Consider the following 13,220-nt stretch of genomic DNA (forward strand, 5'->3'; position numbering starts at 1 on the left):
AAGCCCTTTGTTGGTTCGTTCTACGTTTGCTCTGCCGCATGCTGCTGTCGGCCGCCCGGGTCGCTTGGGGACAGGGGCCTGCTTCACGCACCGTGCGTTGCATCACCTTTTATGCCGTGGCTCTTTGCCACGGCGCCCCGTCTGCTTCGCAAGCGCCCGAGTAAACTCAGGAAAATCAAACACTTACATCGCAAACGTGGTGCAACGCATTATAGGGGCCAAACAGACCGGGCGGGCAAGCGCCGTCAAGGCCCCAAGGCCCCCAGGGCCGGCGGCCAAGCGGACCGCCCCTGCGCCGGCCAAACCCGCAGCCCCGACCGTGATGCGCGTGCAGGTGGATGAAGGCTCCGAGGGCCAGCGGCTGGACAACTTCCTGGTCAAACTGCTCAAGGGCGTGCCCAAGACCCACGTGTACCGGGTGATTCGCTCGGGCGAGGTGCGGGTGAACAAGGGACGGGCGTCGGCAGACACCCGCCTGGCGCTGGGCGACGAAGTGCGCGTACCGCCCGTGCGGATGGCGGACAAGTCGACCGAACCTCCAGCACCGGCGCGCGAATTTCCGGTGGTGTTCGAGGATGAGCACCTGATTGCGGTGAACAAGCCGGCCGGCGTGGCCGTGCACGGCGGGTCGGGCGTGAGCTTCGGCGTGATCGAGCAGCTGCGCCAGGCCCGGCCGCAGGCAAAGTTCCTGGAGCTGGTGCACCGGCTGGACAAGGAAACCTCCGGCCTGCTGCTGGTCGCCAAGAAGCGCTCGGCGCTGACCGCCTTGCAGGACCAGTTCCGCAGCCGCGAGACCGGCAAGACCTATGCGGCGCTGGTGACCGGCACCTGGCCGGCGAGCAAGAAAGTCATCGATGTCGCACTGCACAAGTTCCTGACGGCCGAGGGCGAGCGGCGGGTGAAGGCGGTGGATGCGGACCACGACGAAGGCCGACGGTCGATCACGCTGGTCAAGGTCGCCCGCAAGTTCGCGGGTTTCACCTTGCTGGACGTGACCATCAAGACCGGCCGCACGCACCAGATCCGCGTGCACCTCCAAAGCGAGGGTCATCCCATCGTCGGCGACGAGAAGTACGGCGACTTTGCCGTCAACAAGGCTGTCGCCCGTGGCGAAGCGGTGCCGGGCCACCGCTTCGACCGCATGTTCCTGCACGCCCGCCGCCTGAAGTTCGAGCACCCTGCCACTGGCGAGGCGATCGAACTGGAAGCACCATTGCCGGCTGAATGCCTGGCCCTTCTGGAAGTCCTGCCTTGAGCGCATCCCCTCGCCGATTCGACCTGATCGTCTTCGATTGGGACGGCACCCTCTTCGATTCCACCGCCTTCATCGTCAAGGCCATCCAGGCGGCCTGCGCCGACCTGGGCGTGGCCGTGCCGGGCGACAAGGAGGCGAGCTACGTCATCGGCATGGGCCTGATCGAGGCCTTGCAGTACGCAGCACCTGGCCTGCCGCGTGAGCGCTACCCGGAGCTGGGCAACCGCTACCGGCACCACTACTTCGCCAAGCAGCACGAGCTCGTGCTGTTCCAGGGCACGCTGGACATGCTCAATGAGCTGCGAGCGCGCCAGCACTGGCTGGGCGTGGCCACCGGCAAGACCCGCAAGGGGCTGGACGAAGCGCTGGACACCGTGCAACTCAAGGGCATGTTCCATGCGTCGCGCACGGCGGACGAGACGGCCTCCAAGCCCGACCCGCGCATGCTGGTCGAGCTGATGGACCACTTCGGCGTGGAGCCGGCGCGCACGCTGATGGTGGGCGACACCACGCACGACCTGCAGCTCGCGCTGAATGCCGGCACGGCCTGCCTGGGCGTGAGCTACGGCGCCCATGACCACGGCACCTTCGGCGACTTCAACCCGGTGCACGTCGCGCATTCCGTGCCCGACCTGCACGACTGGCTGGTTCGCCATGCTTGAGGCCAAGCCGGAGCTGCCGCCGCAGGCGCTGTGCCCGTCGGCCCAGCTGGAAGACAAGGGCCACGCCTTCGTCTTCGACGTGCTGCACTTCGGCCAGACCGCGCGTGCCTTCGTCCTGCGCTTCGACGGTGCGCTGGTGGGCTACCTCAACCGCTGCGTGCACGTGCCCACCGAGATGGACTGGCAGCCCGGCGAGTTCCTGGACAGCGGGAAAGAGTTCATTCTGTGCTCCATCCACGGCGCCGCCTACGACCCCCGCGACGGACGCTGCGTGGGCGGACCCTGCGGTCGCGGAAAGCTCACCCCGCTTCGGGTTGAAGAACGTGACGGACAGGTCTATTGGTATCCTTCGCGGGACACCCGTCCGGCCTTTGTGGACTGACGCTGGCTGAGGGCAAGCTGACCCTCGGCACGCGGCTCGCACCGGACACGCCCCGACATCAGAAAGCCTTCCATGACTTCGCAAGACGACCTGCCGGGCGCGAGCCCGGAACCCGTTCCACCACTGCCGCCTTTGCCGGCCCCGGCGCCAACGGTTGCGGCACCGGCCGCCATTTCCCCGGGCCTGGAAGCCACGCTCAAGCAGTTCGCCACCGACTACATGCGCGACCGCCGCAGCGAGCGCCGCTGGAAGCTCACCTTTCGCGTGCTGTGGGTGCTGATCATCGTGATGTTCCTGTGGTCGGCCCTGGCCGCGCGCAAGGCTGCCAACATGCCCAACGGCCCCCACACCGCGCTGGTGGAAGTGCGCGGCGAGATCGCCTCGGACACCGACGCGAGCGCCGAGCGCATCGTGAGTGCGCTGAAGTCGGCCTTCGAGGATGCGAATGCGCAAGCCGTGGTGCTGCGCATCAACTCGCCCGGTGGCAGCCCGGTGCAGGCGGGCATCGTCAATGACGAGATCCGCCGCCTCAAGGCAATTCACAAGAAGAAGGTCTATGCGGTGGTGGAAGAGATGTGCGCCTCGGGCGCCTACTACATCGCGGTGGCGGCCGACGAGATCTACACCGACAAGGCGAGCATCGTGGGCTCCATCGGCGTGCTGATGGACGGCTTCGGCTTCACCGGCACGATGCAGAAGTTCGGTGTCGAGCGGCGCCTGTACACCGCCGGCGAGAACAAGGGCATGAACGATCCGTTCTCGCCGGAAAGCGAGAAGCAGCGCGCCTACACGCAGGCCATGCTGGACCAGATCCACAAGCAGTTCATCCGCGTGGTGAAGGAAGGCCGCGGCTCGCGCCTGAAGGAAACGCCCGAGACCTTCTCGGGCCTGTACTGGAACGGCGAAGAGGCGGTGCGGCTGGGCCTGGCCGACAAGTTCGGCAACCTCGACTTCGTGGCGCGCGAGGTCGTGCATGCCGAAGACGTGATCGACTACACGCCGAAGGAGAACATCGCCGAGCGGCTGGCCAAGCGCTTCGGTGCGTCGATTGGTGCGGGGGCTGTGCGTGCCCTGCAAGGGACCGTCAATATCCACTGAGACAAGCGCCGATGCTGATCAACTGCGTCGCGTACCAGGACGGACAGAAACTCGCCGACCTCACCGTCGAGGACATCAGCGACTACGTCGGCCGTCCCGACTGTTTCGTCTGGGTGGCATTGCGCGACGCGACCGATGAGGAACTCGCGAAGATGCAGGAGGAGTTCGGCCTGCATGACTTGGCGATAGAGGATGCCCGCCACGGTCACCAGCGGCCCAAGGTCGAGGAGTACGGCGACACCCTCTTCATCGTGATGCACACGGTGGAGTTCACCGCCACCGACGACCTGCGCGTGGGCGAGGTCAACATCTTCGTGGGGCGCAACTTCGTGCTGTCGGTGCGCAACCGCAGCACGCAGAACTTGCTGGGCGTGCGCGGCCGGGCCGAGAAGGAACCGCACCTGCTCAAGCATGGTGCGGGCTTCGTCTTCTACGCCATCATGGACGCGGTGGTCGACCGCTATTTCCCGATCATCGACGCGCTGGAAAGCGAACTCGAAAGCATCGAGGAGCAGATCTTCGTGCGTGGCTCGGCGCGGGCGAACATCGAGCACCTGTATTCGCTCAAGCGCCGCATCATGGTGGTGCGCCATGCGGTGACGCCGCTGATGGAGGCGGTGAGCAAGCTCTTCAGCGGCCGCGTGCCCATGGTGTGCGAGAACAACCGCGAGTACTTCCGCGACGTGTACGACCACCTCGTGCGCATCAACGGTTCCATCGAGGCCCTGCGCGACACCATCGGCACGGCCATCCAGGTGAACCTGTCCATGGTCACCATCGAGGAATCGGAAACCACCAAGCAGCTCGCCGCCTGGGCGGGCATCTTCGCCGTGGCCACGGCCTTCGCCGGCATCTGGGGCATGAACTTCGAGCACATGCCCGAGCTGAAGTGGAAGTACGGCTACCCGATGGCGCTGGGTGCGATCACCGTCACCTGCTATTTGCTCTACCGCCGCTTCAAGCGCGTGGGCTGGCTCTAGTCTCCTAGGCCACTTTGCGCGGTCATCGCGCATTCGATGTTGGGTACTTGGTGGTACCAATCCGAGGGAATCCGGTCTTTCCCCGGGGCAGCCTGTTCGTGGGCCTCTGCCAACAGTTCGGCAAATGCCCTAGACCACTTTGTGAAGTTACGTAAAGATGCGCCGCCCTGACGAGGGGGCGGACACCACCAATGTTCGGACCATGGTCGGGGAGAAGGTGCGACAGCGCCGACCATCAACCCACAAGGAATTCCATGTTCCGACATACCAAGACATGCGCGGCAGCGTTGCTCGCGCTTGGAGGAAGTTCGTTTCTTCTGCCAGCCCTGGCCCAGCAGCAGCTCCAGCGAGTGGAGATCACCGGTTCCAACCTGAAGCGCACGGTCGACAGTGAAGAGGCACTGCCGGTCACCATCATCAACGTCGAGCAACTGCGCCAGTCGGGCGTGACCAGCGTCGAGCAGGTCGTCCAGATGCTGTCGACCAGCCAGTCCAGCAACGTCGGCTCCAACTCCATCGGTTCCAGCACGGGCGGCGCCACCTACGCCAACCTGCGCGGCATCGGGACCAACAAGACCCTGGTGCTGCTCAATGGCCGCCGCGTGGCGGCCTTCGCGTTCAACGTGAACGCCGTGGACCTGAACGCCATTCCGTTCGCCGCTGTCGAGCGCGTGGAAGTCCTGCGCGACGGCGCCTCGGCCATCTACGGCACCGACGCCATCGGTGGCGTGATCAACTTCATCACCAAGCGCGAGTACAAGGGCGTGACGCTCAGCGCGGAGATGACCAAGCCGCAGAAGACCGGCGGCGACACCGATCGCGCGAACATCCTCTTCGGCTTCGGCAACCTCGAAGAGAACGGCTCCAACGTGTGGATCTCGTTCGACCGCTCACACCAGAAGCGCGTTCGCGCACTGGACCGTGACTTCGCCCGGACCGGCGTCATCCCGTCCAAGGGCGTGAGCGGCACCTCGCCGACCACCTTCCCGGGCAACTTCACGCAAGGCTCGGTGGCGGCCAACCCGTCGGCGCCGGACTGCGCACCGCCGCTGTCGCTGCCCAGCCCCACCTCGGCCGGCACCTGCGTGTTCGACTTCTCCGCGACGATCGACATCATTCCCGAGGTGAAGACCGAGACCCTGGCAGGCCGCGCCACCTTCAAGGTGTTCAAGGACTCGCTGCTGTCCGTCGAGGTCGTCTCCACAGACAACGACAACATCTCGCGCGTGGCACCGGACCCGGTGGCAGGCATCTCCATCCCCGCGGGGTCCCCGTCCTATCCGGTGGGCACCTTCCCTGGCCTGGACACCACCAAGCCCGTCACTGCGGCGTGGCGCATGGTTCCCGCCGGTTCGCGCACCAACCAGGCCCTCTCGCATGCAGACCGCCTGGTGTTCGACTTGACCGGCACGCTCGCTGGCATGGACTACCGTGCAGGCCTCTACTACACGGACAACACCGCGCAGGACGGTGCCATCGACGGCTACGTGAACGCGCCCTTCGTGCGTTCGGAAGTGGCGGCCGGGCGGCTCAATCCCTTCGTGCCTGCCACGCCGGCGCAGCTGGCCATCATCGAGACCGCCAAGCGCCGCGGCACCTTCGCCACCGCCGAGGGCACGACGCAGGGTGCGGACTTCCGTCTCTCTCGCGACCTGTTCGAGATGAGTGGCGGCACGGCAGCGATCTCCGGCGGCGCGGAGTTCCGCAAGGAGTTCTACCGCAACGACACCGATGACGCGGTGGTGCGCGCCATCCCATCGGCCGGCCGTTCGCCCAACCACGTGAGCGGCGACCGCAAGGTGCTGGCCTTCACGACCGAAGCCGTGCTGCCGGTGACCAAGATGCTGGAAGTGCAACTGGCCGCCCGCTACGACGATTACTCGGATGCAGGCAGCACCTTCAATCCGAAGATCGGCTTCCGCCTGCAGCCCACCAAGAACCTGGTGCTGCGCGGGTCGGCCAACACCGGCTTCAAGGCGCCGACGCTGGATGACCTGTACGCGCCGCAGACCATCACCTTCGCGACCTCGTCTTCCAACGATCCCATCCTTTGCCCGGGCGGCGTGGTGAACGTGGCCGCTGGCGGCGTGAAGTCGCGCGACTGCGGTGCGCAGGTGCAGGTGCAGCAAGGCGGCAACACGAAGCTCAAGCCCGAGAAGTCCAAGACCTTCACGCTGGGCCTGGCCTTCGAGCCGGTGAAGAACCTGACGATGTCGGCCGACTACTGGAACATCAAGCTGAAGGACCAGATCAATGCGCTGCCGCAGGCGTCGATCATCGCCAACTACATCCAGTACGCCGACCGCTTCCATCGCTGCAAGGACCTGCCGCTGGACGTCCAGGCCAACCTGAACCGCTGCCTGGCCGGCGACACCAACAGCAATGCCATCGGCTACATCACGGCCACCCAGGACAACCTGGGCCGCGTCGAGACCGACGGCATCGACTTCACGGCGGCGTACTCGTTCCCGCTGGCTGGCGGCAACCTCGCGCTGACCTGGGACGGCACCTGGATCCGCAGCTACAAGTACCAGAACAGCCCGACCGATCCGATGCGCGAGAACGTGGGCGTCTACATCGACTCGAGCCCGGTGTTCCGCTGGCAGCACACCGTGTCCGGCACCTATGCCATCGGCAACTGGTCGAGCCGCCTGGCACTGCGCCACAAGACGGGCTACTACGACAAGAACGACCCGGCCAGCGTGGTGGGTGGGCCGTCGTTCTATCAGAGCGTCAAGCCCTACACACTGGTGGACTTCGCCGTCAGCACCAAGCCCATCAAGGGCATGAGCCTGACCGTGGGCGTGAAGAACCTGTTCGACACCGACCCGCCGTTCTCCAACCAGACGGACCGTTCGCAGCGTGGCTTTGACCCGCGCTACACCGACCCGCTGGGCCGCACGTTCTTCGTCCGCGGAAGCTATTCGTTCATGTGATCGCGCTTCGGCGCCTTGATGAAGGCCGCCCTCGTGCGGCCTTCTTTTTCAGTTGGACGGGAACTCGTTGTTGGCGCTTGATCCGGAGGTCAAGGCGGTGAGTCCTGTTCCATCCGCCCCCATGCTGTACACGCCCCACTTCGTGGCCACCAGTGGCTCCATGCGGTGGAAGTAGATGCTGCGGCCATCCAGGCTCCAGGCGGGCTTGCTGTTGATGTTGCCGTCGTCGATGAGCCAGACCGGGTTGCTGCCGTCGGCATTGGCGAGGCTGATGCCCCAGGCGCCCGCACCGCTCCAGGCCGAGGGATTGGAGTTGGTGAGCCACGCGATCTTCGTGCCGTCGGGCGAGAAGTAGGGGTCGTAGTCGGCGAGGTGATCGAAGGTCAGCCGCGTCTCGGCGCCGCCGGCCGAGGGCATGGTGTAGATCTCGTAGTCGGCCGGCGTGCAGGGCGTTCCCGGACAGCCGTTGAAGAGAAGGGTCCGGCCGTCGGGCGACCATGACACGTCGGTGTTCACGCCGGCACGTGCCGTGAGTTGGCGAGGGAAGCGTCCGAGCGAATCGGTGATGAAGATCTGCGGGCTGGTGGCGCTGCCGCCGAACATCGCGATCGATCCACCGTCGGGCGACCACTCGCCGTGGCCTTGCACGGCCCATCCGTCGGTGCCCGCGGCGCGCAGGCGCGTGAGGCCGCTGCCGTCCACGTTCACGACCCACAGGCTGGCGAGGTCGTAGCGCTCGGAGCTGCCGCGCGGCGACCGGTAGAACAGCAGCTTGCGCCGGTCCGGCGAGATGCGCGGCCACCAGTTTTCATAGCTGGTGTCGCTGGTGACCTGTGCGCTGGCGCTGCCGTCGTTGCGCATCAGGTAGATCTCGTGGTTGCCCGTGCGGTCCGAGTCGAACACGAGGATGTTGGCGCCCAGCGGCGTGATGTCCGGTGCCGGCGTGCCGCCGTCGGAGCCGCCGCCACCGCAGCCGGCCAGTGCCGCGCACAGGGACAGCGCGGCCACGAGAGAAGATGAAGAGCGCATCGCGGATGCCTCCTTGGATCGTCGTTGCACAAGCCAACGGCTGCGGCGCAGCCGCGTTGACGTGCTGCCGATCCGGGAGGTAACGGCGCGTTGCGCCTCGCGCTCAGGCGGTGAGCAGACCCTTGCGCTCGACGAAGGCGATCACCTCGGCCAGGCCTGCATGCGTCTTCAGGTTCGTCATCACGTAGGGCTTGGCGCCGCGCATGCGCTTGGTGTCGGCTTCCATCACGTCCAGGTTCGCGCCCACGTGCGGCGCGAGGTCGGTCTTGTTGATGACGAAGAGGTCGCTCTTGGTGATGCCCGGACCGCCCTTGCGCGGAATCTTCTCGCCGGCCGCGACGTCGATCACGTAGATGGTAAGGTCCGACAGCTCGGGGCTGAAGGTGGCGGCGAGGTTGTCTCCGCCGCTCTCGATGAACACGATGTCGGCGTTCGGGAACTTGCCGAGCATGCGGTCCACCGCTTCGAGGTTGATGGAGGCGTCCTCGCGGATCGCGGTGTGCGGGCAGCCGCCGGTTTCCACGCCCATGATCCGCTCGGCCTCCAGCGCACCGGCCACGGTGAGCAGGCGCTGGTCTTCCTTGGTGTAGATGTCGTTGGTGACCACCACGAGGTCGTAGCGCTCGCGCATGGTCTTGCACAGCATCTCGACGAGGGTGGTCTTGCCCGATCCCACCGGCCCGCCCACGCCCACGCGCAGGGGCGGAAGCTTCTTGGTGCGGCCGGGGATGTGGTGCAGGTTGCTCATGGCGGTCTCGGAAAGTGCGTGCTCGGGTATAGCAGGTTGCGCGCCAGCTCAGGAACGGAAGAGGCGCGAATACTGTGTCTCGTGCTGCGCGGACAGGATGGCGAGCATGGGCGTGAAAGCCTGGCGTTCGCTGTCCATCAGCGACATCGCGTGGTCGATGGCGGCAGGGATGCCGTCGCTCAGGCGGGCGAGGATGCGTTGCCCGGCGTTCTGCCCCAGCGGCACGGCCTTGAGCGCGGCCTGCACCATGTTCTCGGCCCAGCCGAAGGCAAAGGCCAGCAGGCATTCGCGGGCCGGCGCACCGGTCTGCACGGCGGCCAGGGCGAAGGCGACGGGCCAGGTGGGCGCGGGGGCGAGCGCCGCGAGCGAAGGGAGGCGATCGTCATCGGCGTTGCGGTTGCGCAGCCATTCGAGCAGGGAGCGGCCCATCTGCTGGGTCTGCTGGCGCAGCTCGCCGGATTCGCGCGTGGTGGTCACCCAATCGTTCAGCGCAGCGACGGCCGCGAGATCCTTGCGCTGCCAGGCGCCGATGGCCTTGTGCAGCGCGGGCAGGTCACTGCGCGACAGGCCAAGCGCGAGCTGGTCTTCCAGCCAGTCGGCCGCCTGGGCCTCGCTGGTCACGAGGCCGGCTTCGACGGCGGCTTCCAGTGCCTCGGAGTAGCTGAAGCCGCCGACGGGCAGGGCGGGGGAGGCCAGCCACATCAGCTGCAGCAGGGCCGCAGGCGATGTGGGCTGCGGTGGACGAAGGACTCTGGGCATCGTGTTGCTGTCGCCTCATCCCGGCGACGGGTTCAATGGTCGTGGTTGCAGCCCGGGCCGTGCACGTGGCCATGCGAGTGGTCGTGCCCGTGGTCGTGCTTGTGATCGTGCGCAGCCGCGATCGGGATGACGCTCGGCTTGGCAGCCTTGCCGTGGTCATGCTCGTGCGCTTGCCCATGGTCATGGGCATGGTCATGACCATGCGAGTGCCCATGCCCTCCTGCCGCATACGCCCCGCCTTCCGGCTCGAACGGTGCCAGCTCTTCGGTCACGGTGAGATGCATGTTCTGAAGCATCTCGCCCAGCACATGGTCCGGCTCGATGTGCAGGCGGTCCGGCTGCAGCTCCAGCTGCACGTGCCGGTTGCCCAGGTGGTAGGCGGCCCGCGTGAGGTCAAAGGGCGACCCGTGTTCAGCACAGGGCCGGATGACCATCACCGGCTGCGGCGTGGCAATGACCTTCACCAGCGAGCCATCCTCGGCCACCAGCACGTCGCCGCCGCGCACCACGCTGCCGCGGGGCAGGAACACGCCCAGCGTCCGGCCCTGGGAGTCCTCGGTGTCGAATCGGCTCTTCTGGCGGGTGTCCCAGTCCAGCACCACGGCGGCGGCGCGCTTGAGCAGGACGGGGGCGAGGCCGCGCCCCTGGGAGATGAGTTTGTTGACGGTGAGCATGGTGGGCATGGACTGCTGCGGCAAAACCGCAGTCTCTCATGCCCGCCGTGCCGGGGCCTCAGCGCAGCCAGTTCGGGAAGTAGCCCAGCGCGTCCTGCGTCACGCTGTCGTGCGCCGGCACGACCAGCAGGTCCGGCAGGCGCTTTTGCACTTCGCGGATCTTGCGGATGGCATCGGCCGTCTTGTCGATGTCGTGGTCCACGATCTGCCGCGCCATCCAGATCTTGGGCGAGCCGTCCTTGAGCGCGCCGGACGTCCACACGACGTCGCCCACGAGGAAGATGCGCCGGCCGGAACCCAGGGTGAGGAACAGCCCCGTGGACCCCGGCGTGTGGCCGAACATCGGCACGAACACCACGCTGCCGTCGCCGAAGAGGTCGTTGCTGGCGTCGAAGCCTTCGTAGGCCGGGTGAGGGAAGGCCAGCTCATGCCATTCGATGCCGCTCCCCCTCACCTGCGACGGCCATGCGCTGCCCGCGCCGCCATGGCCCTGGCGTGCGCGTTCGATCATGGGCATCTCCTCCTTGGGCACCCACACCGGCACGCCGGCGAAGTCCTCGATGCCGCTGGCGTGGTCCCAGTGGCTGTGGCTGAGCACGATCTGCGTCACCGGCCCGACGCCGGCTGCGGCGAGCTGGGCCTGCGCGGGCGTGACGGGGTCGTCGTAGCGGAAGAAGGGCTTCTGCCACCAGCTCATGTCCTGCTTGTACTGCGCAGCCACGTTGCGGCCCAGGCCCGTGTCGAACAGCATCAGCGTGTCGCCGTGCTGCACCAGGAAGGCGCTGAAATTGGTGGCCAGTTGGCGGCTGGAATCGCCGCCTGCGAAGAGCACGTTCTCCTGCACCTTCCGCGACGAGGTCTTGATGATGGACAGGCGAACGTCGGTGGCCTGCACGGCAAAGGCAGCCAGGGCGAGCGCGGCGGCGAGCAAGGGCTTGATCATGGGCATGGAGCAGTTCAAGTGATGACAGGCCCAGCGTAAACCTTGGACTAAACTCCAGGGTCAAGCCTTTCCTTCACCGGAGCACCGCATGAACATCGGCCAGATGGCGCAGGCCACCGGCGTGTCCACCGACACGCTGCGCTTCTACGAGAAGCAGGGGCTGATCGAGCCGCCCGTGCGCAGCGAGAACGGCTACCGCAGTTACCGCGAGGAAGACATCGGCCGCGTGCGCTTCCTGCGCGGGGCGCAGGCCCTGGGCTTCACGCTGGCGCAGATTCGCTGGATCCTTCCGCGGCTGGCGGCCGGCCAGGTGGACCGTGCCGAGATCGAGCACCACCTGCTGGCCAAGGAAGCGGAGATCGATGCGCACATCAAGCAGCTGCGTGCGCTGAAGAAGGAGCTTCGGCAGACCTTCTCCATGCTCAACTGCGTGCCCAATCAATCGGTCACGGTGGCGCAGGCCACCTCCAAGGCGGTGCCGGCAAAGAAGGCGGCCGCGCGCCGCCGCGCCTGAACGTCAGCCGACGGCCGGCAGGTAGCGCACCGCCAGCACGCCGTCGATCGCGCCGATCTCGTCGAGCACGGCCGCAGCCACTGCGCTGTCCACGTCCACCAGCGTGTAGGCCACGTCGCCGCGCGACTTGTTGACCATGTTGTGGATGTTCAGCCCCGCACGGGCCATGGTGGTGGAGATCTGCCCCAGCATGTTAGGCACGTTGGAGTTGGCGATCGCCACCCGGTAGGCCGACTCGCGCGCCATGCCCACCGCGGGAAAGTTGACCGAGTTGGCCACGTTGCCGTGTTCGAGGAAGTCGCGCAGCTGGTCCACCACCATCAGCGCGCAGTTCTCTTCGGCCTCGCGCGTGGACGCGCCCAGGTGCGGCAAGGCGATGACGCGCTCGTTGTGGTTGAGCACGCCGTTCGGGAAGTCGCACACGTACCAGCCCAGGTGCCTGCGCTCCAAGGCGGCGAGCACGGCCTTGTCGTTCACCACGCCTTCGCGGGAGAAATTCAGCAGCACCGCGCCGGGCTTCATCGTGCCGATGTTGTCGGCATTGACCAGGTCGCGCGTGGCATCCACCAGGGGCACGTGCAGCGTCACGAAGTTGGCGCTGCGCAGCACCTCGCTGACGCTGCCCGCGCGCTTGACCTGCGAGGGCAGGCTCCAGGCGGCATCCACCGTGATCTCGGGGTCGTAGCCCAGCACCTGCATGCCCAGCTTGATGGCGGCGTCGGCCACCAGGCAGCCCACCTTGCCCAGGCCCACGATGCCCAGCGTCTGGCCGGCGAGCTCGAAGCCGGCGAAGGCCTTCTTGCCGTCTTCCACCGCCTTGTCCATGTCGGCCATCGCCGGGTCAAGACCATGCACGAAACGCAGGGCCTGCGGCACGTTGCGCGCCGCCAGCAGCATGCCGGTGAGCACCAGCTCCTTCACTGCATTGGCGTTGGCGCCCGGCGCATTGAACACCGGCACGCCGCGCTGGCTCATCGCCTTGACGGGGATGTTGTTGGTGCCGGCACCCGCGCGGGCGATGGCCCGGACGGTGGGCGGGATGTCCAGCGAGTGCATGTCAGCCGAGCGCACGAGCACGGCGTCGGGCTCGCTCAGGTCCTTGCCCACCGCATATCGCTCAGTCGGCAGGCGTTTGAGCCCGTTCTCCGAGATCTGGTTGAGTACAAGCACCTTGAACTGCGAACGTTCCATGCCAGACCTCTCGAAGAGCGCCGGCCGCAGGCCGGCTTGTTGTCCATGC

General features: G+C 66.6%; 13 protein-coding genes. 7 read left to right on the forward strand and 6 right to left on the reverse strand.

Going from position 1 to position 13,220, the window contains the following annotated elements; translation table 11 throughout:
• Positions 1–322 precede the first annotated feature (322 nt).
• The 6 genes from DZC73_RS27585 (at position 323) to DZC73_RS27610 (ending at position 7,313) form a co-directional block, all read left to right on the forward strand.
• On the forward strand, positions 323–1,255 hold the full coding sequence (locus tag DZC73_RS27585) for an RluA family pseudouridine synthase (RefSeq protein ID WP_198415011.1): 933 nt from the start codon (positions 323–325) through the stop codon (positions 1,253–1,255).
• Positions 1,225–1,917 carry an HAD family hydrolase gene (locus DZC73_RS27590; RefSeq protein WP_124543601.1) on the forward strand — a complete coding sequence of 231 codons (693 nt, stop codon included), beginning with the start codon at positions 1,225–1,227 and terminating at the stop codon, positions 1,915–1,917. Before DZC73_RS27585 ends, DZC73_RS27590 begins: the two co-directional genes overlap by 31 nt.
• Positions 1,910–2,299, forward strand: coding sequence for a Rieske (2Fe-2S) protein (locus DZC73_RS27595; protein ID WP_124543602.1), 390 nt, complete (start codon positions 1,910–1,912; stop codon positions 2,297–2,299). Before DZC73_RS27590 ends, DZC73_RS27595 begins: the two co-directional genes overlap by 8 nt.
• A gap of 72 nt (positions 2,300–2,371) precedes the next feature.
• Entirely contained in the window at positions 2,372–3,397 is a 1,026-nt protein-coding gene (locus DZC73_RS27600; protein WP_124543603.1) for a S49 family peptidase, read from the forward strand.
• Between the two features lie 11 nt (positions 3,398–3,408).
• Entirely contained in the window at positions 3,409–4,377 is a 969-nt protein-coding gene (gene corA / locus DZC73_RS27605; protein WP_124543604.1) for a magnesium/cobalt transporter CorA, read from the forward strand.
• A 254-nt stretch (positions 4,378–4,631) separates the two neighbouring features.
• On the forward strand, positions 4,632–7,313 hold the full coding sequence (locus tag DZC73_RS27610) for a TonB-dependent receptor (RefSeq protein ID WP_161974769.1): 2,682 nt from the start codon (positions 4,632–4,634) through the stop codon (positions 7,311–7,313).
• Positions 7,314–7,361: 48 nt separating this feature from the next.
• Here DZC73_RS27610 and DZC73_RS27615 read toward each other — a convergent pair whose 3' ends face one another.
• The 5 genes from DZC73_RS27615 to DZC73_RS27635 form a co-directional block, all read right to left on the reverse strand.
• Positions 7,362–8,342 carry a TolB family protein gene (locus tag DZC73_RS27615; protein ID WP_124543606.1) on the reverse strand — a complete coding sequence of 327 codons (981 nt, stop codon included), beginning with the start codon at positions 8,340–8,342 and terminating at the stop codon, positions 7,362–7,364.
• 103 nt (positions 8,343–8,445) lie between these two features.
• Positions 8,446–9,090, reverse strand: a complete 645-nt coding sequence (gene ureG, locus DZC73_RS27620; RefSeq protein ID WP_124543607.1) for an urease accessory protein UreG — start codon at positions 9,088–9,090, stop codon at positions 8,446–8,448.
• Positions 9,091–9,138: 48 nt separating this feature from the next.
• The gene (locus DZC73_RS27625; protein ID WP_124543608.1) at positions 9,139–9,849 is read right to left on the reverse strand and encodes an urease accessory protein UreF; all 711 of its coding nucleotides are present in this window, start codon (positions 9,847–9,849) and stop codon (positions 9,139–9,141) included.
• A 32-nt stretch (positions 9,850–9,881) separates the two neighbouring features.
• Positions 9,882–10,523, reverse strand: a complete 642-nt coding sequence (gene ureE / locus DZC73_RS27630) for an urease accessory protein UreE (protein WP_124543656.1) — start codon at positions 10,521–10,523, stop codon at positions 9,882–9,884.
• A gap of 58 nt (positions 10,524–10,581) precedes the next feature.
• The gene (locus DZC73_RS27635) at positions 10,582–11,472 is read right to left on the reverse strand and encodes an MBL fold metallo-hydrolase (protein ID WP_124543609.1); all 891 of its coding nucleotides are present in this window, start codon (positions 11,470–11,472) and stop codon (positions 10,582–10,584) included.
• 82 nt (positions 11,473–11,554) lie between these two features.
• Between DZC73_RS27635 and DZC73_RS27640 the strand changes: the two genes are divergently transcribed.
• Positions 11,555–11,980 (forward strand): heavy metal-responsive transcriptional regulator, encoded by a 426-nt coding sequence (locus DZC73_RS27640; protein WP_124543610.1) that lies wholly within the window; start codon positions 11,555–11,557, stop codon positions 11,978–11,980.
• A gap of 3 nt (positions 11,981–11,983) precedes the next feature.
• On the opposite strand, the gene DZC73_RS27645 is transcribed toward DZC73_RS27640, so the two are convergent.
• Positions 11,984–13,171, reverse strand: a complete 1,188-nt coding sequence (locus tag DZC73_RS27645) for a phosphoglycerate dehydrogenase (protein ID WP_124543611.1) — start codon at positions 13,169–13,171, stop codon at positions 11,984–11,986.
• Positions 13,172–13,220: the final 49 nt, after the last annotated feature.

The organism is Rhizobacter terrae, assembly GCF_003852895.1.
Lineage (GTDB): Bacteria > Pseudomonadota > Gammaproteobacteria > Burkholderiales > Burkholderiaceae_C > Albitalea > Albitalea terrae.

What these genes read in the sequence shown, in the direction of transcription:
- DZC73_RS27645 (WP_124543611.1), bottom strand. Translation starts at nt 13,171, where the DNA reads ATGGAACGTTCGCAGTTCAAGGTGCTTGTACTCAACCAGATCTCGGAG.
- ureG (WP_124543607.1), bottom strand. Translation starts at nt 9,090, where the DNA reads ATGAGCAACCTGCACCACATCCCCGGCCGCACCAAGAAGCTTCCGCCC.
- ureE (WP_124543656.1), bottom strand. Translation starts at nt 10,523, where the DNA reads ATGCTCACCGTCAACAAACTCATCTCCCAGGGGCGCGGCCTCGCCCCC.
- DZC73_RS27585 (WP_198415011.1), top strand. Translation starts at nt 323, where the DNA reads ATGCGCGTGCAGGTGGATGAAGGCTCCGAGGGCCAGCGGCTGGACAAC.
- corA (WP_124543604.1), top strand. Translation starts at nt 3,409, where the DNA reads ATGCTGATCAACTGCGTCGCGTACCAGGACGGACAGAAACTCGCCGAC.
- DZC73_RS27635 (WP_124543609.1), bottom strand. Translation starts at nt 11,472, where the DNA reads ATGCCCATGATCAAGCCCTTGCTCGCCGCCGCGCTCGCCCTGGCTGCC.
- DZC73_RS27625 (WP_124543608.1), bottom strand. Translation starts at nt 9,849, where the DNA reads ATGCCCAGAGTCCTTCGTCCACCGCAGCCCACATCGCCTGCGGCCCTG.
- DZC73_RS27615 (WP_124543606.1), bottom strand. Translation starts at nt 8,342, where the DNA reads ATGCGCTCTTCATCTTCTCTCGTGGCCGCGCTGTCCCTGTGCGCGGCA.
- DZC73_RS27595 (WP_124543602.1), top strand. Translation starts at nt 1,910, where the DNA reads ATGCTTGAGGCCAAGCCGGAGCTGCCGCCGCAGGCGCTGTGCCCGTCG.
- DZC73_RS27610 (WP_161974769.1), top strand. Translation starts at nt 4,632, where the DNA reads ATGTTCCGACATACCAAGACATGCGCGGCAGCGTTGCTCGCGCTTGGA.
- DZC73_RS27640 (WP_124543610.1), top strand. Translation starts at nt 11,555, where the DNA reads ATGAACATCGGCCAGATGGCGCAGGCCACCGGCGTGTCCACCGACACG.
- DZC73_RS27600 (WP_124543603.1), top strand. Translation starts at nt 2,372, where the DNA reads ATGACTTCGCAAGACGACCTGCCGGGCGCGAGCCCGGAACCCGTTCCA.
- DZC73_RS27590 (WP_124543601.1), top strand. Translation starts at nt 1,225, where the DNA reads ATGCCTGGCCCTTCTGGAAGTCCTGCCTTGAGCGCATCCCCTCGCCGA.